This window comes from Fibrobacter sp. UWH1 (assembly GCF_002210365.1).
Lineage (GTDB): Bacteria > Fibrobacterota > Fibrobacteria > Fibrobacterales > Fibrobacteraceae > Fibrobacter.
Map to the genome: position 1 here is coordinate 160,887 of NZ_MWQG01000002.1, position 22,679 is coordinate 183,565.

The 22,679-nt window shown below is 49.9% G+C and carries 19 protein-coding genes; 16 read left to right on the top strand and 3 right to left on the bottom strand.

Annotated elements, in window-relative coordinates; all coding sequences use genetic code 11:
- Positions 1 to 10 precede the first annotated feature (10 nt).
- Both B7992_RS01800 and ribD read left to right on the top strand, forming a co-directional pair.
- Positions 11 to 454 carry a rhodanese-like domain-containing protein gene (locus tag B7992_RS01800; protein WP_073159969.1) on the top strand — a complete coding sequence of 148 codons (444 nt, stop codon included), beginning with the start codon at positions 11 to 13 and terminating at the stop codon, positions 452 to 454.
- 43 nt (positions 455 to 497) lie between these two features.
- On the top strand, positions 498 to 1,865 hold the full coding sequence (ribD, locus tag B7992_RS01805) for a bifunctional diaminohydroxyphosphoribosylaminopyrimidine deaminase/5-amino-6-(5-phosphoribosylamino)uracil reductase RibD (protein WP_088665466.1): 1,368 nt from the start codon (positions 498 to 500) through the stop codon (positions 1,863 to 1,865).
- 26 nt (positions 1,866 to 1,891) lie between these two features.
- On the opposite strand, the gene B7992_RS01810 is transcribed toward ribD, so the two are convergent.
- Together B7992_RS01810 and B7992_RS17320 are read right to left on the bottom strand one after the other, a co-directional pair.
- Positions 1,892 to 2,335 carry an FISUMP domain-containing protein gene (locus tag B7992_RS01810; protein WP_254917579.1) on the bottom strand — a complete coding sequence of 148 codons (444 nt, stop codon included), beginning with the start codon at positions 2,333 to 2,335 and terminating at the stop codon, positions 1,892 to 1,894.
- Positions 2,336 to 2,582: 247 nt separating this feature from the next.
- Entirely contained in the window at positions 2,583 to 2,783 is a 201-nt protein-coding gene (locus tag B7992_RS17320) for an FISUMP domain-containing protein (protein WP_073236731.1), read from the bottom strand.
- Between the two features lie 387 nt (positions 2,784 to 3,170).
- On the opposite strand from B7992_RS17320, the gene B7992_RS01820 reads away from it, so the two are divergent.
- The 11 genes from B7992_RS01820 (at position 3,171) to B7992_RS01870 (ending at position 16,656) form a co-directional block, all read left to right on the top strand.
- Entirely contained in the window at positions 3,171 to 3,770 is a 600-nt protein-coding gene (locus B7992_RS01820; protein ID WP_088665467.1) for a riboflavin synthase, read from the top strand.
- Complete coding sequence (locus B7992_RS01825) at positions 3,757 to 4,968, top strand: bifunctional 3,4-dihydroxy-2-butanone-4-phosphate synthase/GTP cyclohydrolase II (protein ID WP_073159984.1); 1,212 nt, start codon at positions 3,757 to 3,759, stop codon at positions 4,966 to 4,968. Before B7992_RS01820 ends, B7992_RS01825 begins: the two co-directional genes overlap by 14 nt.
- A 9-nt stretch (positions 4,969 to 4,977) precedes the next feature.
- Positions 4,978 to 5,439, top strand: a complete 462-nt coding sequence (ribH, locus tag B7992_RS01830) for a 6,7-dimethyl-8-ribityllumazine synthase (RefSeq protein ID WP_073159986.1) — start codon at positions 4,978 to 4,980, stop codon at positions 5,437 to 5,439.
- 47 nt (positions 5,440 to 5,486) lie between these two features.
- Positions 5,487 to 5,924 (top strand): transcription antitermination factor NusB, encoded by a 438-nt coding sequence (gene nusB / locus B7992_RS01835; RefSeq protein WP_073159988.1) that lies wholly within the window; start codon positions 5,487 to 5,489, stop codon positions 5,922 to 5,924.
- A gap of 1 nt (position 5,925) precedes the next feature.
- Positions 5,926 to 9,012: a DUF2723 domain-containing protein gene (locus tag B7992_RS01840; RefSeq protein WP_088665468.1), complete on the top strand. Its 3,087-nt coding sequence runs from the start codon at positions 5,926 to 5,928 to the stop codon at positions 9,010 to 9,012.
- 36 nt (positions 9,013 to 9,048) lie between these two features.
- Positions 9,049 to 9,972, top strand: coding sequence for a glycosyltransferase family 2 protein (locus B7992_RS01845; RefSeq protein WP_073159990.1), 924 nt, complete (start codon positions 9,049 to 9,051; stop codon positions 9,970 to 9,972).
- Between the two features lie 55 nt (positions 9,973 to 10,027).
- Positions 10,028 to 10,744 (top strand): polyprenol monophosphomannose synthase, encoded by a 717-nt coding sequence (locus B7992_RS01850; RefSeq protein WP_073159991.1) that lies wholly within the window; start codon positions 10,028 to 10,030, stop codon positions 10,742 to 10,744.
- A gap of 18 nt (positions 10,745 to 10,762) precedes the next feature.
- A complete protein-coding gene (locus B7992_RS01855; protein ID WP_073284801.1) occupies positions 10,763 to 12,349 on the top strand; it encodes a glycosyltransferase family 2 protein in 1,587 nt (528 codons plus the stop codon).
- A 61-nt stretch (positions 12,350 to 12,410) separates the two neighbouring features.
- The gene (locus tag B7992_RS01860) at positions 12,411 to 12,656 is read left to right on the top strand and encodes a Trm112 family protein (protein WP_073159995.1); all 246 of its coding nucleotides are present in this window, start codon (positions 12,411 to 12,413) and stop codon (positions 12,654 to 12,656) included.
- Between the two features lie 14 nt (positions 12,657 to 12,670).
- Complete coding sequence (locus B7992_RS01865) at positions 12,671 to 15,547, top strand: tetratricopeptide repeat protein (protein WP_088665469.1); 2,877 nt, start codon at positions 12,671 to 12,673, stop codon at positions 15,545 to 15,547.
- On the top strand, positions 15,547 to 16,656 hold the full coding sequence (locus B7992_RS01870) for a type IV pilus twitching motility protein PilT (protein WP_073159999.1): 1,110 nt from the start codon (positions 15,547 to 15,549) through the stop codon (positions 16,654 to 16,656). The genes B7992_RS01865 and B7992_RS01870 overlap by 1 nt, the downstream gene beginning before the upstream one ends.
- A gap of 186 nt (positions 16,657 to 16,842) precedes the next feature.
- Here B7992_RS01870 and B7992_RS01875 read toward each other — a convergent pair whose 3' ends face one another.
- Positions 16,843 to 19,002, bottom strand: a complete 2,160-nt coding sequence (locus B7992_RS01875) for a carbohydrate-binding domain-containing protein (protein ID WP_088665470.1) — start codon at positions 19,000 to 19,002, stop codon at positions 16,843 to 16,845.
- Between the two features lie 344 nt (positions 19,003 to 19,346).
- Here B7992_RS01875 and B7992_RS01880 point away from each other — a divergent pair, with 344 nt between their 5' ends.
- From B7992_RS01880 to B7992_RS01890, 3 genes are read left to right on the top strand one after another with little or no spacing between them, the layout of a single operon-like run.
- Positions 19,347 to 20,774, top strand: coding sequence for a hypothetical protein (locus B7992_RS01880; RefSeq protein WP_254917580.1), 1,428 nt, complete (start codon positions 19,347 to 19,349; stop codon positions 20,772 to 20,774).
- Between the two features lie 6 nt (positions 20,775 to 20,780).
- Entirely contained in the window at positions 20,781 to 22,091 is a 1,311-nt protein-coding gene (locus B7992_RS01885; RefSeq protein ID WP_088665472.1) for a U32 family peptidase, read from the top strand.
- 22 nt (positions 22,092 to 22,113) lie between these two features.
- Positions 22,114 to 22,554: a hypothetical protein gene (locus B7992_RS01890; RefSeq protein WP_073160006.1), complete on the top strand. Its 441-nt coding sequence runs from the start codon at positions 22,114 to 22,116 to the stop codon at positions 22,552 to 22,554.
- Positions 22,555 to 22,679: the final 125 nt, after the last annotated feature.

A 22,679-nucleotide genomic window follows, 5' to 3' on the forward strand; every position in this document is an offset into this window, starting at 1 on the left:
GAGTAATAAAATGAATAAGTTGATGATGTTTGCTTTTGCCGGAATGTTCCTGATGGCAGGCTGTAATGAACAGAAGGCTGCTGAAAAGGCTCCTGAAGCTGCTCCCGTGGCTCAGCCGGCTCCGGCTCCTGCCCAGCCTGCAGCTCCCAGAAACATTGTTGATGAAGTGAAGAACATTGACTGGAATAAGGCCATGGAAATGAACGCCTCGGGTGCAATGTACCTGGACGTTCGTAATCCGGACGAACTGAATGATGGTTATGCTCCCCATGCCGTGAATATTCCTCTCAGTGAATTGAAGTACCGTCTGGCTGAAGTGCCCAAGGATAAGGACGTCCTGGTTTACTGCCGCTCTGGTCGCCGCAGTGAAGCTGCTACCTTGATTTTGATGCGCAATGGTTATGACCGCGCTTACAATGTTCTTGGCGGTTTCTTGGCTTATCCCAAGAAGTAGTGGTTAGTTCGATAGTACGTTTGACTAAAAAACGAAGCTGTAAATGAACTTTCTTAGGTTGGCTCTTGATGAGTCTGTCTTTTCTATTGGCGTGAGCCGCCCCAATCCGGCGGTGGGTGCCGTTGTGGTTAAAGATGGAATTATCGTGGGGAAGGGGCGTACGCAGTGCCCCGGAAGTGCCCATGCCGAAGTCATGGCGTTGCGTGACGCGGGCGAACTGGCTCGTGGTGCGTCTATCTACGTGACTTTGGAGCCCTGCTGCCATTACGGCCGCACGCCTCCCTGCACCAAGGCCGTCATTGACGCTGGAATTGCGAAAGTCTTTTACGCTCACGGGGACCCCAATCCTGTTGTCCGCGGGAACAGCCGTAAGATTTTGGAAGAAGCCGGAATCGAAGTTTTCGAAGGCGTGGACGCCTGCATCGCCGCTGAAGTGGATGATGGCTGGGACGATTGTGGATGCGGCGAATGCAACTGCCTGAGTGAACCTTCGCATGTCATGCTGAGCGAGTCCTCGGGTGTCATGCTGAGCGAAGCGAAGAATCTTGCAGGAAAGTCTCGCAAGGCGGAAGCGGAAGGTCGTACCGTCTTCCACGACGTAGAACGTTACTTCGAAGCTTACGATTTCTACGTTCGCAACAAGCGTACTTTTGTAGAAGTAAAATGCGCCGTCTCCCAGGAAAATTTCATGGGCGTTGTTGGTTTGAATGGCGAACATTTGCCTGTCCGCATTACTGGTGATGGGGCCAACTGCTGGAATCATGAACTCCGCGCCATCAGCGATGCTGTTCTTGTTGGGGCAGGAACCGTTCTTGCTGATAATCCTAGCCTGAATGTCCGTAACGCTGCCGGAAACGATCCCGTAAAAATTGTGTGGGCGGGACATCATAAATTTTCCGCAGAAGAAGTTTCGAAGCTGAAAGTCTTCTCTCTGAATCAGGAAAAAAAGATTCTCGTTTTCTCCTGCGTCCCACAGCCTGCTTTTTCTGAACGCTCCCTCCCGTGTCATTCAGAGCGAAGTGCGGAGCGCGAAGTCGAAGAATCTAACGAAGTGCCTTGCGTCATTCTTTTGACTGGATCCACTTTCGCTGAAAATTGGACTTCCATGATCGACGATCTTTCTGCCCGTGGTATGCATCGTCTGATGGTGGAACCGGGCGCAGGTCTCGCCAATCAATTGTTTGCCGACGCCGTTTCTACTGGCGAAACCATTGTCGCTCCCAAACCTCTTTGGAACCGCCTGAATATCTGGCGCTCCACCGACTGCCGCATCGACGATGCCATCGCAGATCTCGCTGCCTCTGGCAACATCAAGGAAGGCCTGGAATTTCCGGAACTTCCCAAGAACATCGTGGCCAAGGAATCCTTCATGGCCGGCCCCGATGTGCTTACCGTCTATTATCCTGCATAAACGCAATAATCGGGTTTAGTAGTCCTTTAAGCAACGCACTGAAAATGCGTGGTATTACTAGATCCCCAGCCAGATTGGGCTTTAAGGATGTGTCCCGCAACTTTATTGCCTCCAAGCTTGTTCACCAGATCGTTCCATTCTGTCTGATTCGGCAAATGCCATCCTTCAGGGCATATTCCTTGTACTCGGTCTGGAATATTGCAGCTAGTTCCAAATCCACATTTCAGAGAACTGTTTTCCAGTTTGACGGAGTCAATGGCGGCAGCCCAGGTGTATAGACGTCCTGTTAGCAGGCAACGTTGGTCATTGTCGTCGTAGCACCAGCTACCATTTACGAGGCTTGGCGTTTTTATACTGTCTGCATACTTTAGATTTTCTGCCATCCACCATTGGTAACCAATCTTCGCGATTTTGTACACCTGCCCGTCGCGCTTGTCCGTGAGCGTGCCATAGTCAACTTGGGAATTCATATAGTCTTCTACGGAAAAGCCTTCTTGGATAACCTTGTTAAGTGTTGGCTGTTTGTTGCTTCCTGTAAAAGAAGTTGTATCTGTAGGATCTTTGTCTGAATCCATAAGGCAGCGAATGCTTAAAAACAGAGCCTTGCTTTCGTCGTACAACCAAGCTGTAGAACGTTCTACGTCCAATGAAACCATGTAAGCGCCGTAAGTTCCTTGTTCATCGGAACTCCACATGCCGGAATATTCTCCTAATCCGCTACCTGGGCCTATTCCCCCATGCTCCCGTGGGAATTGCCGAAAAGCCGTATATATCCTTGTGTGTTCCACTATTCCATCCTTTTGAGGATTTGAGATCGTTTCCGATTGCTGAAGACTTGACTCGGCCGTTGTTGATTGTGTTGCTGAAAAGGTCAAGCCATTCTTTAGCGGATGGAATATGCCATCCTGCAGGGCACACTCCCTGCGTTCTTTCTGGAGGATCACAGATTACTCCGTATTCTCCCTCAGTCAGGAGTTTCTGGTTTAGGTATTGTTTGTTACAGGATTACTTGACTCGTCGTCTCCATTGGCGACTAGTATAGACGCTGTGGTAAAGCCAATGAAGGCTGCCTTTATAGGGTGTTCAAAAATAATCATGATTCCTCCGTCCCAATGAGATAATTCCTGTGGGTAAATGTAGTATACCCCCCCTAGCCATTACCTATAGGAAATTACCGTTGTATAATATGGATGTTAGCTAAATCTAACTTGCAGTACTGGTCCGACCTCAAAATCAGCGTTATTCGCCTGTTTTCACTCTCGTCTCTCGTCTCTCGTCTCTCGTCTTTTTCTAAATTTGGCCCGTATGTTTACTGGTATTATTCAAAGTACGGGAACCATCCTTTCTCTGGAAACGAGAGGGGATGCGCTGACCATGCGCTTATCCGCACCCGGTTTCTTTAAGGGTTGCAATTTGGGCGATAGTGTCGCTAACGATGGTGTGTGCCTTTCCATTGAAAGCTGCACCGACGACGAGGCTACCTTCTGCCTGATGCACCAGACGGTGGAAAACACCTCTTTCAAGCAAGCTGAACCGGGAAAACTTGTGAATCTTGAAAAGGCCTGCAGGGCAGATTCCTTTATGGGCGGTCATTTTGTGATGGGCCATGTGGATACTTCCGTGAAGGTCTTGGCCGTTGCCAATCGCGAAACGGGCGTGGAAGTGGATTTGGAACTCCCTAAGGACTTGCGCCGCTATGTAATCCGTCGCGGTTCCGTGTCCTTGAACGGCATTAGCCTTACGGTGGCCGAAAAGTTCGAGGATTCCATCCGCGTATGCATTATTCCCGAAACGCTGGCCCGCACCAATTTGCGTAACTGGGTTTCCGGTACTATTGTGAATGTAGAAGTAGATATGCTTGGCAAATATATCGAAAATTATTTGAAGGAGCGTGACCTTGCTTAATACGATCGAAGAAGCCCTTGAAGACTTCAAGGCCGGTAAATTCCTCATTGTCGTCGATGACGAAGATCGTGAAAATGAAGGCGACTTTGTAATCGCCGCCGAAAAGATTACACCGGAAAAGGTGAATTTCATGCTCCACGAAGGCCGTGGCGTTCTTTGCTGCCCGCTGCCTATCAAGCGTTGCCACGAATTGAATCTGACCCGTCAGACCGCAGAAAACACATCCATTCTGGGTACCCCGTTCACTATCATGGTGGATAAGATCGAAGGTTGCTCCACTGGCGTTTCTGCCCATGACCGTGCCGCCACCATTCTGGCTCTTTCCGATCCTGCTTCCAAGCCCAGCGATTTCGGCCGCCCTGGCCACATTTCTCCGCTGTACGCCCAGGAAGAAGGCGTGCTCCGCCGCGCAGGCCACACGGAAGCTGCCGTGGACCTGGCAAAGCTGGCTGGACTTCGCCCGGCTGCCGCTCTCATCGAAATCATGAACGAAGACGGCACCATGGCCCGTATGCCTCAGTTGCAGGAAGTGGCCAAGAAGTTCGACATCAAGATTATCTCTATCCACGACTTGATCGCCTACCGCCTGAAGAACGAAAAGCTGGTGCAGCGTGTGGCTGCTCCCAACGTCCCTACCAAGTACGGCGAATTCAAGGCCTACGCCTACCGCAGCTCCACCGACGGTGTGGAACATGTAGCCTGGGTTGCTGGCAATCCGGATTTCAGCAAGCCGGTTTATGTTCGCGTCCATAGCGAATGCCTGACGGGCGATATTTTCGGCAGCATGCGCTGCGACTGCGGTGAGCAGTTGGAAGCCTCCATGAAGTTCATTGGTGAACATGGGGGAGTGCTCCTTTACCTCCGCGGCCAGGAAGGTCGTGGTATTGGCCTCTGCAACAAGCTCCGCGCTTATGAATTGCAGGAAAAGGGCCTGGACACCGTAGAAGCCAACATCAAGCTGGGCTTCAAGTCTGATTTACGCCAGTATGGTACCGGCGCACAGATCTTGGCTGACCTGGGTGTGAAGCAGATGCGTTTGCTCACCAATAACCCCAGCAAGATCAATGGTATTTCCGCTTACGGTCTTGAAATCGTGGAACGTGTTCCTATCGAAATCAAGCCCAATAACATTAACCGTTTCTATCTGCGAACCAAGAAAGAAAAGATGGGCCACGACCTGAAGTTGGACGAGGCTTAAGGGAGTATTATGAACGAACTGAAGAATTCTCTGAATGGAACTGGCCTGAAGGTGGCGATCGCCGTGGCCCGCTTTAATGAAATCGTGACGGATAAACTGCTGGATGGTGCACTCCGCCAGCTGCAGATCCTTGGCGTAGATGAAAAGGATATTACCGTGGCTCATGTTCCGGGCGCTTTTGAACTGCCGGGTATTTGCCGCCGCATGGCGGATTCCAACAAGTTTGATGCCGTTATGGCTCTAGGTGCAGTTATCCGTGGCGAAACTGGCCACTACGACGTGGTTGTGAACAATTCTACCAGCGGTATTGCCGGTATTGCCGCCGAAGGCAAGGTTCCCATGATTCTGGGGATCCTCACTACCGATACCGTAGACCAGGCTATGAACCGCGCAGGCCTTAAGGCTGGCAACCTGGGTTGCAGCTGGGCTTCTACCGCCGTCGAAATGGCAAACCTCTACAAGCAGATTTAATAAAAAAAGAAACGTAAACTGAGACTTATAAAAAACGAGAAAGTTTTATGGCACAAGTAAGTTTTAGACCCGCCCGCGTATTTGCAATGCAGTTGCTGTACGCCATGGAAATCACCGGACAGACTGTGGCTCAGGCTCTTCCTGGAGTTCTTGAAGCTCAGGAAATTCACGACAACCAGAAGAAGTATGGCATGAGACTGGTGGACCTGATTCAGGAACACCGCGCTGACCTTGACGAAAGCATCAAGGCTGCCGCCGCTCATTGGGAACTGGACCGTATGGCCAGCCTGGATCGTATTCTTCTGCGAATCGCCATGGTGGAACTGACTTACATTCCCGAAGTCCCCATGAAGGTGGCTATTTCCGAAGCGGTTCAGATTGCTGCCAAGTTCAGCACTGATTCTTCCTCGTCTTTTGTTAATGGTTTGCTGACCGGCTTCTTGCAGAGCCGCGGCATCGTGATTCCGGGTACTAAGGAGAAGTAACGTGTTCAATAAAGAAAAGTGGATGAAGCATATTTTTGCAGGTATCACCTGCTTGGTTGCCTTGGTTGTCTATGCCATGACCATGGCTCCCACCGTTTCCTTCTGGGACTGCGGTGAATTCGTGGCCTGTGCTAACACCCTCGGTATTCCCCATCCTCCTGGAACCCCCTTCTTCGTTTTCTTTGCCCGTGCAGTAATTGTTCTTCTGCCTTTTGTTGAAGAAATCGCAAAGCGCGTGAACTACATTTCTGTGGTTAGCTCCGCTGCGACTGTTTATGTTACCGCCCTTTTCGCCTGGGAACTTCTGGCAACCGTCCTTAAGACCGACGCCCTTGCTCAAAAGATCTCCGAAAAGGTTCGTTATATTGTTCTCGGTACCGCAGCCCTGGTGGCTGGTTTCTTGCTGACCTTCTCTGATACCTTCTGGTTCAACGCCGTGGAAGCTGAAGTTTACGGCATTGCCATGCTCATCTTGATGCTGGTGTCTTACCTGGGTCTGGTCTGGTACAACAAGCGTGACGATGAAGATTATGCAAACCGCATTCTGATTTTCATTTGCTACATCGCATTCCTTGGTGTTGGCGCTCACTTGTACACAATGCTTACCGTTCCTGCCGTGTTTGCCTTGCTGCTGGTGGCAGAACCTAAGAAGATTGTGGAACGCATTCCTGTGTGGATCACCGGTACTCTCCTGTGCTCCGTGATTTACATGGTGTCCGCCTTTATTGAAATTTCCCTGGGTTGCCTTGTGGTCTTGGCTATCCTCAGTGTTGCAAAGCCTTTCCGCCCGCGCATGAACAAGGCTGTACGCCTTTCTCTTGCCTTTGCTTTCTTTGCCCTGATTGGTTACAGCACTCATCTTTATATTCCTATCCGATCTGAACTGAACCCCACCATCGACGAAAATAACCCGGAAATCAACATCCGCGATGATCAGGGCAACCTGCAGTTGGGTAACCTGTTCAAGGCTGAAAACTGGGATGCCTTTAACGCCTTTATCGAACGTAAGCAGTATGGCTCCGAAAGCATGATTAGCCGTGCCTTCTACCGCCGTGCCCGTACCGCCCATCAGTTCCTCAGCTTCCCTCATATGGGTTACGGTGGATACCAGATGGCCCAGTACCTGCCTTACAAGGTGGGCGAGGTGAACTATGCCAATGGCGTTTACACCTTTGATTCTGCAGACAATCAGCCTGTGGAACGCTTTGGTTTCAAGTTCCCCACTCAGATGAGCTTCATGGGCGATGCTGTCTTGCCGCAGTTCTTGATCTTCCTCATCTTTAACGGTCTTATCGTTATGGTTTGCGTCTTTATCTGGAGACGTAACAAGAAACTTGGCGTATTTACTTCTATTCTTTATGCCCTTTGCTCTCTCGGTTTGCTGTTCTACATCAACTTCGCCGATGGCACCCGTATGGAACAGCGTGACCATGACTACTGGGTCAGCGTCATGACTCGTAATGTTCAGGATCTGAATTCTCGTGGTGTAGGCATTAACGCCCTGCCGGATCCCAACGAACTGATCGACATGCGTCAGAATATCGAACATACCAAGATCCGCATCGAAATGCTGAAGGGTCGCGAAAATACCCAGGGTCGTATTGCTGAATTGCAGAAGCAGCTGGAAACATACACCAACTCCTCTGTATGGCAGAACTGGACCAAGATCGAACAGGGCTTTGCCCAGGTGGGTAGCCGCGCACCGTTCCCCGAATCCGTTCATCTCGAAGTTCGCGAACGTGACTACTTCTATACTCCGGCCTTCATTTTCATGAGCCTCATCTTCGGTATCGGCGCTGGTATCCTGGTGTTCCTTTGCGCTACCGGAACTATGCCTACCTTGGCCGCTCCGCTGGCTGCCGCCCTGGTGCTTGTTTCCTTTGTAATTCCCTGTGCTTCCAACTACAAGGAACATGACCGTTCTGGCCTGTGGGTTCCCTGGGATTACGCATTCAACCTGCTGAACAGCTGCCGCCCCAACGCCATCCTCTTTACCAATGGCGATAACGACACCTTCCCGCTGTGGTTTGCACAGGAAGTGGCCGGAGTCCGTAAGGACGTGCGCGTGGTGAACCTGTCTCTGGGTAACACCGACTGGTACATCAAGCAGATGCTTGAAAACGAACCGATTCTTAAGCTGAGCTACACCAAGGAAACCATTGATAGCGATATGGTTCTTGATAATAGTTCCGCTAACAATCCCAACCACCAGACTTCTACCTGGGTCAAGAAGGCTCAGCGCCTGATGCCTCAGCTGAAGAGCCGCATCGACGCTATGGAAGGTCAGCAGCTGTCTGCCGCAGATTCTGTTAAGCTGCTGCAGTTCAAGGTCCACTATCAGGTTTGGGATGCCTTTACTGAATGGGCTGCCCGTACTCGTAGTTCCATGATGCTGACCCAGCATAAGCTGGTTGTCGATCTTGCTCTCCAGAATATGGATCGCCCCATTGAAATTTCTACCACCGTTGGAACCTCCAACTTCATGGGTCTCGAAAAGTACATGGTCCAGGAAGGTATGGTCTACAACCTGGTGAAGGGTGACCTGAATCCCAAGCGTAATGCATTTGACGCAGCCTATACCGCAAACCTTATTGATAACGTCTATAAGTACCGCGGACTTGGTGATGGTACCGCCTATATCAATGACGAAACCATCCGTCTTCTGTCCAGCTACATTTCTCTGTACCTGCAGATTTCCTTCGATGCTCGCGACAAGATCGAAAAGCTCCGCAACAGCCATCCCTTTACAGCCGACAAGAAGGCTCAGGTGGATAGCCTTGCTACAGCCTCCGCCAAGTATCTGGAAATGGGCATTAAGCAGTTCCCCGATGAATGGCGTAACTACTGGGCAGCCGCATTCGTCTACCAGGCTGCAGGTATGAAGCAGCAGGCTATCGAAGTGGCTAACCGCGGTCTCGAAGCCGTTCCGTCCTTCGAAGAAGGTGGCCGCGCCCGCTTGATGATGGCTATCCGTCAGGCAGAAACCCTTTCCGACGAACCTCTGAAGGTTGAAGAACCGGCTCCTGCCGCTGATTCTGCAGCCCCTGCCGATAGCGCAGCCTCTGCGGTTGTCGCTGCTGCAAACTAACTGTTGAAACTTGAAACTCGAAACTAGCGATTTTATATGGATTTAAGTCTTGTTATCCCGGTGAAGGAAGAAAGCGAAAATCTTCCGGATCTTCTTAAGGAAATCGTTGCCGCTATTGAACCCACTGGCTTTACCTACGAAGTCATTATCATTGATGATGGTAGCCGTGACAGCACTTGGGAAGTGGTGGAGTCCCTGTCGAAGGAATATTCCTTCCTGAAGGCTTTCCGCTTCCAGTTCAATTGCGGTAAGGCTGCTGGCTTGGCTTTCGGATTCTCCAAGGCTACCGGCAAGTATGTGGCGACCCTTGATGGCGATCTTCAGGACGATCCTCTTGAAATTCCCAAGATGATTAAGATCCTCGATGAGGGATATGATCTGGTTTCGGGTTGGAAGATCCGTCGCCTGGATCCCTGGCACAAGACTTGGCCTTCCAAGTTGTTCAACTTGACTGTGTCTGCAGTTTGCGGACAGCGCCTCCACGATTTTAACTGCGGCATCAAGGCTTACCGCAGTTCCGTGGTCCGCTTCATTCACCTGTATGGCGATTTCCATCGCTTTATTCCGGTGATGGCCAAGTGGCAGGGTTTCCGCATTACCGAAATGCCTGTGGCTCATCGAGCACGCGTTCATGGCGTTTCCAAGTATGGCGTTTCCCGTCTGGTTTCTGGATTCCTGGATTTGCTTTCTCTCATGTTCCTGCGCAGCTTTGCCGCAAAGCCCTTGCATTTCTTTGGCTTGCTTGGCTTGATCTTTATGCTGGCCGGTTTTGGCATTTGTGGCTACTTCGGCTATGAATGGATTAAGCTGGGCGCCCTGCATGTTCGCCCCCTCTTGCTGGCTGGCGGTTTCTCCCTGGTCATGGGCGTGCAGTTCTTTAGTCTTGGGCTTCTTGGTGAAATGATGAATGGAAACAAGAAACAGACTTATCCTGTGGCGGAATCCATTAACGACAAGTAATGTTTGTTATTTTAACTGTTGATTTTTGATTAGAAACGTTTTGGAGTACAAAAGCATGTCTTATCCTAAGAGTTTGGTAATTGTTCCCACCTACAACGAGAAGGAAAATATCCTGCTGATCATGTCTGCTATCTTGAAGCAGAACGAATGCCTGGAAATCCTGGTGGTGGACGATGGATCTCCCGATGGTACCGGAGACATGGTTGAAGCGGAAGCTGCAAAGAATCCCCGCATCCATCTTCTTCGCCGTCCCGGCAAGATGGGCCTGGGTTCTGCTTATGTGACTGGCTTCAAGTGGGCTCTTGAACGTGACTTCGAACGCGTCTTTGAAATGGATGCCGACTTTAGCCACAATCCTGCCGACTTGAACCGCTTCCTGGAAGCTGCAGAAAATGGTGCTGACCTTGTGCTGGGTAGCCGTTATCTGGATCGTAAGATTAGCGTGGTCAACTGGGATCTGAAGCGTTTGATTCTTAGCTATGGCGCTAATGTCTACACCCGTATTGCAACTGGTCTTCCCATTAGCGATGCTACCGGTGGATTCAAGTGCTACTGTCGTAGCGCCCTGCAGGCTCTGAACCTGGACAAGATGAAGAGCGATGGCTACTGCTTCCAGATTGAAACTACCTTCAAGATTTGGAAGAAGGGACTTACCGTCAAGGAAATTCCCATCGTGTTTACCGACCGTACCCGCGGCACTTCCAAGATGAGCGGTGGCATTATTTCTGAAGCTTTCTTCCTGGTCCTTAAGCTGCGTCTGGGTTTGGCATAATCTAAACAAGGGTGTTCCATGGCTGTAGATTATTCCTGCTCCGTTATTATTGTCGCCTACAATTCCTGTGACTTTATTCCTGCCTGTCTAAAGTCCGTCCGTGACGCAAGTGAAGGCTTGGATACCCAGGTCATTGTGTTGGACAATGGTTCGCCTGAACCCATATCTGCAGAAATCAAGGCGTTCTTCCCTGAAGTCCTGTGGATTGATTCCAAGGAAAATCTGGGCTTTGGTAAGGGATGTAATCTTGCTGTAAAGTCGGCTACCAACCCCTATCTGTTCTTTATCAATCCGGATACTCTCGTTTCCAAGGATTCCTTCCGCAAGATGCTGGAATTCGTGCAGGAACATCCGGAAACGGGTCTTGCCGGCAGCCGTATCCTGAATGAGGATGGTTCCCTGCAATTGGCTTGCCGCCGTTCATTCCCCACGGCGTTCTCTGCCATTTCAAAGACGGTGGGTCTGGCCGCCTTGTTTCCCAAGAGCAAGCTGTTTGCTTCCTACAACATGACCTACGCCGACCCCGAAGAGGTTACGGAAGTGGATGCCATCAGCGGATCCTTCTTCTGCATGCGTCGTGACTTGTACGAACAGCTGAAGGGCTTTGATGAAGACTTCTTCATGTATGGTGAGGACCTGGACCTTTGCTTCCGTGCAAAAGTGGCTGGTTTCAAGAACTATTACACTCCGGCAACCAATATCCTTCATTTCAAGGGACAGAGCTGCAAGACTCGCCGCTGGAAATCCTACGTGGACTTCTACAAGGCCATGATTATTTTCGTGAAGAAGCATAAGGACTTGTACTTTGTGCCGACACTGTTTGTGACTTTGGGTATCCTGTTTGCTGCCTTTGTGGGAATGTTCTCCCGCCTGATTCCAAAGTTCTGGAAAATCTTCCTGGATTTGGGTGTGGTGGCTCTGTGGGGACTTGTGGCCAACGTCCATTTTGAAAACGGCTGGTTGATTGCGGGTGTTGTAGCCTTGATCAATATCGTCTTCCTTACCTTTAGGGGGGAGTACGCTAACGGTAGTTTGAAGGGGGAGAGATTTATCCGCTTTCTGCTACCTCTAAATATACTGGCTGTGGCAGGAGTCTGTTTGCCTTATTTGTTGCCTCTGGACGACATGCCTAGCGCTAAGAGTCACTTTATTCACGCTCTGCTTGAATTGGAAGTGTCCTGCTTATTTATCCCCCTGGCCCTCAAGGCCTGGCGTCGTGTGGCTTTCTGGATAAACTATTTCTACCGCATTTTTGCCAAGAAACGTCATCGTTCCATTTTGCTGGGCGGCTCCCAGGATTCTCTGGACAACTGGTTTGACCGTTACAACGTGATTCCCGGTATCGAAATTCTGGGTTGCGTATCCAATGACCCTAAGGCGGTTTCCGAAAGCAATCGTCAGCACCTGTTGGGCCCCCTTTCCAGTATGGAGTCTGTTTGCAATCGAACTGGCTGCCGCGAACTTCTGGTGGTGTCCAATTTCTCTGGATATTGTGAGCCCTACGACGTAAATTGGCTTGAAAAGTTGGGTTTACGTGTGTTTTTGCTCATAGGAAACGGAAAAGATGGCGATTATGCCCTTGTAAACCTTAAATACCTCCATTAGGTCTACAACGTTTTCGCGAAATGATATTATTTTTGTGTAAGTAATTGGTAATAAAGGTCTTATGTTAGATTCTAAGCTTTTGGATATTATTTGCTGCCCCGAAACTCGTGCAGCCCTCAAGTTGGCAGATAGCGAACGTCTTTCTGCCTTGAATAGTGCTATTTCTGCCGGAACCCTCAAGAATGTGGGGGGTGAAACAATTACTGAATCCTTGACCGAGGCTTTGATTACTGCTGACGGTTCTAGGGTTTACCCTGTCCGTGAAGGAATTCCTGTCCTTTTGTCTGACGAAGCAATTTTGCTCTAATTGTAGAGGTGTTTATGGCGGTGACGTTGGAATCTCTAAAAAAGTCTGTAGGCAAGAAAAACAGTAAGTCCAAGATTTTTGCCTGGCTTGCCGATATGGAACTTGCTGCAGGTGATTTGGACACTGCTCTTCAGAGAGTCAACGGTGGTTTGACCCTTTATCCTGGTGATATTGCGGCTAGACTTGTTCGTTCCAAGATTCTCTTTCAGAAAGAAGAATTTGAAGATTGCGTACAGGAATGCACCAACATTCTTGTGATGGATCCGTTTAACCTGGCTGCCCAAAAGATTATGGGCGACGCTTATGATCGCCTGGGAAATGTCGCCGAACGTAACCGCTGCTACCGTCGCTACCATGACATGGATCCCCTGAACAAGTTCTGGAAGGATGAATACGATGTCATTCCTGAGGCTGCAGTCGTGGCCGAAGCCGCTGCTGTTGCTGGCGCCGCTACCGAAGAAGTTTCTGGTGGCTTTGACGTTCCGTCTGATGGTGACGATTCTCTGAACTTCAATCTTTCTGATGCCCTGTCATCCGGAAATGATGATGAATCCTCCGATGGTGGTCTTTTCGAAAAATCCAATTCTAATACTGGACTCTTTAGCGGTCCTGATGATTCTGCTGACGATGAATCTCTTGGGGGAGGCTTGTTTGAAAAGTCTAACTCCGGTGGCCGCTCCTTTGAAAAGGCCTTTGGTGAAGCTTTCGGCGAAACCTCTGACGATGATGTTGCTTCTGAAAGCATGGGTTCGTCGGGTTTGTTCAGCTCCGGTATGCAGGAGGATGACGCTCCTGCAGAACAGTCTTCCTCTTTTGGTTTTGGCTTTGCTTCAGAGAGCAGTTCGTCTAACGATGATGATCCGTTTGCTGCTCTTGCCGCCATGCTTCCGAACAGCGATTCCGGTGATGATGCCGCAATCGATGAACTGACTGCTTCGCTTGATTCTGTTATGGATTCCATTAGGGCTGACGATGATATCGATAAGCCCATTGAAGAATTCCCTGCAGATGACAATGTTTCCGGCAACGATGTTAATGCCGCCCTGTCGGATATGTTCGGCCTAGATGATGATCTTGAAGCCGAAGAAATGCCTGCTCCCAAGGCTGCTGATTTCTCTGCATCTGTTGTGGATGAAGCTGCCGAAGCAAATGCATCCAAGATTTTTGAAAGCCAGTCTACAGCTTCTGCTGACAAGCCCCTGAGTGTAGATGACGCCTTCGATTCTATTTTCGGTGAAGATGAACTTCCTGAAGAATTCGGTTCCGCACCTGCAGCCTCTGCTGCAGCTCCTGCCGCTCCGGCACCCGTAGAACCGGCTGCCGAAGAATCTTCCTTGTTTGAAAAGTCATCTTCTTTTGCCGATGATTCCTTCTCTTCTTTGACTTCCTTCGAAGAACCCGCTGCACCTGCCGCTCCGGCTGCACCTGCCGCAGACAAGCCCTTGAGCGTGGACGATGCCTTTGATTCTATTTTCGGCGAAGATGAACTTCCTGATGAATTTGGTTCTGCACCTGCCGCTCCGGCTGCACCTGTTGAAGCCGCAGCACCTGTAGAAACAATTGCTCCTGCTGCCGAACTTGCTGACGAGCCGGCTGGTTTCTCGATGTTTGAAAAGTCCGCCGATGCAGACTTTAGCACTACATCTCTGGATTCCATGTCAGACGAACCTCTGTCTGAATCTATTTCCGCTTTGTCTGATATTCCTGCCGTAGCGGAGGCTCCGGTCGCAGCCGCTCCCGCTGCCGATAAGCCTGTGAGCGTGGATGACGCCTTTGGATCTATTTTCGGTGAAGATGAACTTCCCGAAGAAAATCTCTTTGAAAAGTCCAGCGAATTATCTGAACTGTCTCTTGGCGGTGATGACAATCTCTCCTTCGACGCTCCGGTTGACATGCTTGCCGAAGGTCAGGCTGAACAAGCTGCAGAAGAAACATTTGAAGTTCCTGCCCTAGAAACTACCGAAGAACCGAAGTTTGTATCGGAAGTGGATGTTCCTTCCGATCCGCAGATCGCTTCTCCCATGTCGTTCATGGATGACGATTCTGAAGTTGGTTCTGCTTTCAATTCCATCTTTGGCGCGGATGATGATCTGCCCGAGGAAAAGGCTGAAAAAACACTTGTTGAACAAGTTAATTTGGCTGAATCGGAATTGACTATGCCCGAAGCCCCTGTTTCCGAAAAACAGGAATCTACTGATATTGCTCAGGAAATGGGCGGTGCATTTGCATCCATGTTTGGTGATGACGATGATTTGGATTTGCCTGGCATGAATTCAGAAACCGAATCGTCTGACTTGAATTTTGAATCCGCACAGCAGCTCACGACTGCCGCTGTAGAAGAATCTCTGCAGAATCCTGCATCGGGTAATTTGGAAACGGATTTGAATAAGTCCTTCGACAGTCTTTTTGGTGGCGATGATGATTTTGTCGCCCCTGAGGTTGGTTCCGCGGCTCCTTCTGAAGTTGCTCCTGAGGCAGACGTTTCTTTCGTCGAAAAGCCCGTTGCCGGAAATCCGGACCTGGCTTCTCTGGAAAGTGAAGTTTCCGGTGCCTTTAAGGGTCTGTTCGACATGGAAGATGATGCGCTGACCGAAATACCCAAGACTACTGGCAGCGGCATGGATTTCTTGATGTCAGGTGACTCTGACGATGAAATCACTGCTGGCCTTGTAAAGAATCCGGATGCTCCTATCGAAAGGGGCGCACTGAATCTTGATGATAGCATGGGAACTAGAACCTTGGCAGAAATCTATTTTGACCAGGGACTTTATGCCGACGCTCTCAAGATGTACCAGGAACTGGTTCAGCGTGAACCCGGTGATCAGGAACTTGCGGCCCGTAAGGATGAAATTGAAAAGATTTTCCGTGACAAGTTTGGAGGTAACACCTAATGGCAGAACAGGCTCAGCTTCGTATTGAACAGCTCTTGCGCGAAATGGTGAATCGCAAGGCTTCTGATATGCACATTCGCGTGGGTGTACCTCCGGTCTACCGTATTAACGGTGCCCTGACTAAACCTTTCGACATCCGCGTCGATGGCGGTATGATGGATTCCTTCCTGGATGATATCATGAATCGTGACCAAAAACTGCGTTTTGAACAGAATAAGGAATGCGACTTTGCTGTGGGCGCCCGCGATATGGGTCGTTTCCGTGTGAACGTGTTCCGTCAGCGCGGTTCCATCGCTATCGTTATCCGTCATATTAAGGCAAAGATTCCTCCCTTCGAAGAACTGCACTTGCCTGAAATCATCAAGAAGTTGGCTTTGACCAAGCGTGGCCTTATTCTGGTGACGGGTACGACGGGTTCTGGTAAGTCTACCACCTTGGCTTCTATGCTGGATTACATTAACCAGAGCGAAGCGGTGAACATCATTACCGTTGAAGATCCTATCGAATACCTCTATAAGGATAACGTCGCCATTATTTCTCAGCGTGAAATTGGCGTAGATACCCTTTCTTATGCGAATGCCCTTCGTGCCGCTCTTCGTCAGGACCCTGACGTTTTGCTGGTGGGCGAAATTCGTGACCTGGAAACCATGCAGATTGCCATGACCGCTGCTGATACCGGTCATATGGTGTTTGCTACGATTCATACCACCAACGCAACTGAAACTATTCACCGTGTGCTTTCTATGTACCCGCCGCACCAGCATGATGAAATCCGTCTGCTTCTGGGTGAAGTTCTGGCGGGCATTATTTCTCTGCGCTTGCTGCCCACCAAGGATGGCAAGGGTCGTGTTCCCGCAGCAGAAATTCTGGTGAACACCGGTGCCGTTCGCGAGTACATCCAGGACAAGGATAAGAACGATCTTATTGAAGAAGCTATCGCTGATGGTCATATGCAGTACCAGAGCCAGACCTTTGACCAGGCCTTGCTGGAACTGTATCAGACCGAACAGATTACCCTTGAAACTGCAATGAATGCCGCTACCAACCGTGATGACTTCGATCTTAAGATCCGCGGCATTTCCGGCACTTCTGATCGCGGCTGGATGTAATCGTTCTAGACCTTGCGAATATTTCCGCAAATTTTGCAAAGAACACCGGTTAAAAGCCGGTGTTTTTTTTGTTTTCCTCAGGGGTAAACTGCGCGGAATTTGATTGCTGGGGGAGGTGTGCGCTGCTTTTGGAAAAGGACCCTCCGACGAATCGGAAGGTCCTTTGGGGGTTAGGAGGGTAATTTCTTAGTTGTAGTAAACGGTGCTTCCGTTGGGGAAGGTGACGTTCTTGCTATAACTGTTGATGTTGCTTATGGTAGAAACCTGGCTGGTGCCTTGGATGTAGCTGCCGGAAGTAGTGGGCTTGAAAGCGATGCTGGAGTTACCGTAGTAGCCGTTGGTGTTGAAGCTTACGTTGTAGCTGGTGCCCGCCTCGGACTTACTTTTGCTGAAGCCGAGAAGTGTCTTTGTGGTGAGTGTTGCTGTGCCGTCAGAGTCGAAGGAACCGCCCATGCCACCGCTGATTTGGCATTCTACCACCACGACGCCGCCGGAAATGGTCAGTTCGCCGTTGGAATCAATTCCGTCGGTATCACCGGAACCTGTCTTTACGTAATGTACGCCACCGGTTACTGTAAGGTGTCCGCTGGAACTGCCCATGCCGCCCATGCCTCCGCCGAATCCACCGGGACGATTGCCCCAGTTGTTGCCTCCAGTCTGCGTGCTGTTGCCGGAACCGTCATTGCCACCAGCTGCATTCCAGCCGTCATCGGAACCGTAAACGTCAGTAACGCCTCCGCTGATGGTGATGTACCAGGCTTCAAGGCCTTCGTAGGAGTCCTTTACATAGACGGTACCGTTTGTGATGCGTAGAGTGGAGTCTGCATGGACACCGTCATTTCCCTTTGCGGTAATCGTTGTAAATCCGCCGTTGAAGTCGATATTCAGATTGCTGTGTACTCCGTCGTCGCCGGAAGTTATCGTGTTTTCGCCGCCGTTGATGTAGACGCGGTTTTCGGAAACGATGCCTTTGCCCGTGGAATTCACCTTGATGGAAGGAACCGAGACGCTATCGGAAATCATCACATAGTTGAAGGCCTGAATGCCGTCATCACCGGCCTTGATAATGTTGATGGAGCCGCCCTTGATGCTTACGATGCCCTTGCCTTCGGTAATAGTGGTATCGCTTCCGTTGACGGTGCATTCGTCACTCTTGATGCCGTCGCCGGAAGTGGCTGTGATGGTGATGTTGCCTTTTTCAACATCTACGAGGCCCTTGCCCTTGATGCCGTTGTTCTTGGCGGTGACATTGATGATGGTTTCGCCGCGGAAGCGGAGATCGTTGGAGCTCTGGATGCCGTTATTGTAGTTGCCGGTGACGTTCAAGGTGCCGGTTCCCTTGAAGGTCATATCGTCCTTGGAGTAGATGGCTGCGTTTGTAGTGTCTGTTTTGGTAACGCCGCTGTTATTGACGTAAGTGTGTGCCTTAGTGCGGGTGCTTCCGTCGCTCAGAGTGTTTACGGTTTCACTTTTTGCAACCACGAAAGTCTTGCTGGCCTGTTGCACGTAAATGGGAGCGTCCGCGGTGTTTTCGAGTGTGAGACTGCGAAGGTTCAGGTAGACTCCGGAATCTGCCTTGGGGGAGTTGACGCGGATCTGGGCGTCGGCTCCCTTGTAGCTACCGCTAAATTCATATTCGCCGGCGCAGGTGATTTCTACTTCGCCTCCGTTTACAGTAACGCAGCCGTTGTCATTTGTGAGGGTTGCGCCAGATGTAGCGTAGGTAATGGTGGGGGAGTTCCCGTTGGAGGCGGATTCGTAGCTGCCGCTAGAAACGGCTATGCCTGTAGAAGAGGAACTGGCGGCCCCAACCGGATTTTCTGCGACGCTTGTGCTGGAAGCGGGAGTGTCCGTACCCTCAATGGGGTTCGTGTCGGTAGAAGGGGTGCCGGCCGTGGGTTGGGTCAAGATAATCTTGTTGCAGTTGGCGTCGTACATGTAGGTGCTGCCATCTGCGTTAGAAATGACAGTGTTGATGGCGACGGTTCCGTCAACGGGATCGACGCATACATTGGTCGCCGGAATATCGGGACTGGGATTTTCAATGGACGGATCGCCAGAAGGAGTGGTTTGTGTTGTATCTCCGATGGTGGCGTTGGTGGTGTTTCCTGCGGCGTCTACAAAATATTGCAGCTGGTTGTTTGCATCGAAGCAATAGGTCGTGTTGCTGGTTTCATCAACCAGGGAAATCAAATCACCGCACAGGCTCTGTGTGCCGGCTTCGATTCCGCCCTGACCCAGTACTTCTGCAGTGTTTGCATCGACGGAACTGTCTGAACAGCCGCCCATTAGACCGAAAGAGAGGCTTGCGAAAGCCGAAATACCCAAAAACTTCCTTGATGTCATAATAGCCCTTTGAATTGAGTTTTCCTTACACTGCCTTGAAAGATATGTTTTGATTGAATTGTCTAGATGAAATAAAATGATGAATTTTATGGTAAGCCTACTATTAAATGGGATGAATTGTTCCAGGTGGAACAAAAATGACCGAAATCGTGTTAACGTACTGGTCCCCTAGAAAAGCAGGACGAAAAAAACTAAATTTATGGTCCACGATTCTTGAAAAATCAACATCTATGAAACATTATTTCTTGAAACCCATTTGTCTTTGGGCCATTTGTTGTAGCCTAGTTGTTTCAGCTTTTGCTGCATCTCCTGTCGTAGCTCCTGAAAACGTTCGCAATTTGCGGTTGCTTGAAAATTCACCCATGCTGTTTGAATTGCATCAGGTGACAACAGGGGAGGGGCGTCAGTTCTTCTCTTACCCGCGTCGCGATACCACCTTCCGCAAGAATTTCCTGAAGACCGAAGGCAATGCTCTTCTGGGTTATGATAACGTCCACGGCGGATCCATTTTAGGAAAGGGACGTAGTGCTGATAGTGCCCAACCGAGAATTGCCTTGGCCGTTTCACTGGTGGGTGGCCTGGATTATCGCGGTGGTGAGGCCTTGGGTGATACCGTTTGGCCCAGCATTGATGGTGGAATCTATCTGCGGGGGTTTGCGGATTCTGTTGATTTTGTTCTTGATGCCCGCATTTATGATGAAGGCCATTCTGCATCCAATCCGAAATCTTTTGACGGCGAATTCCTGGAAGTTCAGAAAGAGGAGAACAACTCCGGTATCGAATATACAAGCTATGCCCGCTACAGAACACACTTCGCCTTTAATCATGACTGGTTCAGGTTGGATTTAGGTCGAGATGTCTTGCACTGGGGCCCCGGCTATTACAATAACTTGTCCTTAAATCAGTTTGCGCTCCCGTACAACATGTTGACCATGGATTTGACCTTTGGTCCGTTGCGCGTTGTATCTTTCTATGCCGATCTTCGTATCTACTCCAGTATGAGTATGAAGAATAAGGATGAAAGCCGCAACCTGTTTGGACATCGTTACGAACTTGCTGTAGGGAACGGCACTTTCGGCATCAGTGAACTGCAGATGCTGTACGATAATATGAAGCCTTGGCTCTTTGTTCCTACGGCTCCGCTGTTCATGGAAAAGGGCAACTACTCCGAAGACAGCAATAATGGTTCCTTGTCCTTTGATTTCAACTATCGTCTCTTTAGGTCAGTCCGTCTGTATACGGAATTCTTCCTGGATGATATGGAAAGCCCGGTAAGCCTGGTCAAGAACGACAATATCGAGGCCAAGTGGGCTTGGATGGCAGGCCTTCAGGGTGCTCATGACTTTGTTATAAAGGGACATCTTCTGGAAGCTGGTACCATTGCGGAATACGCCCGCATCGAACCTTACGTCTATTCTCATTTCCACAAGAACACGGCCCAGTTGGCTCATCTTGGTCGCCCCATTGGCAATCAGAACGGCCCTAACAGTCAGACTATTGACTGGACTGTTTATGGTCGATTGGACCACCGCATTTTCGCTTCCCTCCGTAATACCTGGTATTGGAAGGGAACGGACTATGGTAGTGCTTTGAATGATACCACGCCTCGTGTGGACCATATGAAAATTCACAAGGATTTCCTGAATGGTGCCAAGATGGAATATTCCCTGACGCCGTCTGTAAGCTACGAAGGCGAACGCCTGTTCTATCTGGCCGAAATAACTTTGTTCAACGATGAAAAAATCTACCTCCGCGGTGGATTTAAGTGGTAAGCTCCTATGATCAAGCCTGAACTCCTTGCCCCTGCCGGGGACCTGACCCGAATGAAGTATGCCTTTGCCTATGGTGCCGACGCCGTATACGCTGGGCAGCCCGCTTTCTCTCTGCGTGCTCGTGAAAATGGTTTTAAGAATCTGGATGATCTGGCAGAAGGTATTGAATACGCTCATAAGCTGGGCAAGAAATTCTACCTGACCAGTAACGTTATTGCCCGCAATACCAAGGTGGAGGCTTTCCAGAACGCTCTTCTGGCCGCAATCGACAAGGGCCCCGATGCGCTTATCGTTGCCGATGCCGGTATTATCGGTTGGCTTCGCCAGGTGCGCCCCAACGTAGAAGTTCATGTGTCTGTACAGGCCAACACCACGAACTACATTACGGCAAAATTTTGGCATGATTTGGGTTGTACCCGCGTGATTCTGAGCCGCGAACTTCGCCTGCCCGAAGTCCTTGAAATCAAGGAAAAGAATCCGGGGCTTGAACTGGAAGTGTTCGTGCATGGTGCTGTATGCATGTCCATGTCTGGCCGTTGCATGCTGTCTAACTGGGTGACTCATCGTGACGCTAATCAGGGTGCCTGTGACAACTCCTGCCGCATGCCTTACCGCCTATATGCCAATGAAGGTCCTCAGGTGGAAGATTACCGCGAACATGATGGCAATTTCACCTTGCAGCGTACAGACCGCCCGGAACTGGATCCCATCGCTCTGGATGAGGATACCTGGGGTACCTATTTCATGAGCAGCCGTGATCTTTGCGCCATGGATGTGATTCCCGAATTGATGAAGAACAATCTGGAATCTTTCAAGATTGAGGGCCGAACCAAGTCTGTCTATTATCTGAGTCAGGTGGTTCGCGCCTACCGTCTTGCCATTGACGCCTGCTATGCCCAGGCCCAGGCCGGTCAGGAAATGAGTATTCCCGATGTGGCTCGCGAGGCGATTTCCTTCCTGGACGGTCGTGGTTTTATGACGGGTTTCATGAAGGGACCGCTGCCCCAGAACTATGAATCGACCCATCTGGACGCCGATGCCGGTTGTGTGGCCGCCCAGGTTCTTGATTATGATCCTGATACCCGTTCCTGCCGCGTCAATGTGAAGAATCCGTTTACGATGGATGATTCCCTGTTGTTGATGACCCCCTCTGAAATGGCCCCCTGTGAAGTGGTTTCCATGAATGATTTTAGGGGAGGCGCTGCCGACCGTCTGAATCCGGGAACTGAGGGAAGAATCTTCTTACCGGAAGGTGTAAAAATTTCTTCTGAAAATGCTAAATTCTGCTTTTTTGTGAAGAAATTCCCCAATAAATAGGAATATTTGATAAATTTAAAGCATGGCCGTAGACGAAGCTACCAAAAAACAGGACGAGCTAGAGCTTTATCAAATTGATGATAAGGCTATTGTTCCGTTTTTTGCCAGCCACCTGGATGAACTGAAAAAATTCATCCAGGAACATAAGGATCAGCATCTTTCCCTGCTGGAACTACTAAAGCAGTTCATCAGGACTTATAAGCTTCCCTTTAATATGCAGCGTTATATGGCCGTGCAGACCACCTATATCAGGCAGACTCTGCAAGAGAAAATGCTTGACCGTCAGGTTGCCGTAAGCCATTGGATTCAGGAACATGCCGGCAAGCACCGCAATCGTATGATTCAGCTCCAGTGCCTGTATCTGGATCGCATTAAGGACCGCCTTCTGCCTGAAATCGAGGCCATGCTGGAACACCGGATCGAGACTCTTCAGTCTAAAATGGACCACCACGAAGAACAATAGTTCTAACTCGTTGAATTTCAAGGAATTCCGTAAAAAATGGCGAAATCTGCTTAAAAAGGGCAGGTTATTTTTTTATATGCTTTAAGATTAGATGTTTTTTGCTCCCTTGGAAAGGGCGTTTTTTT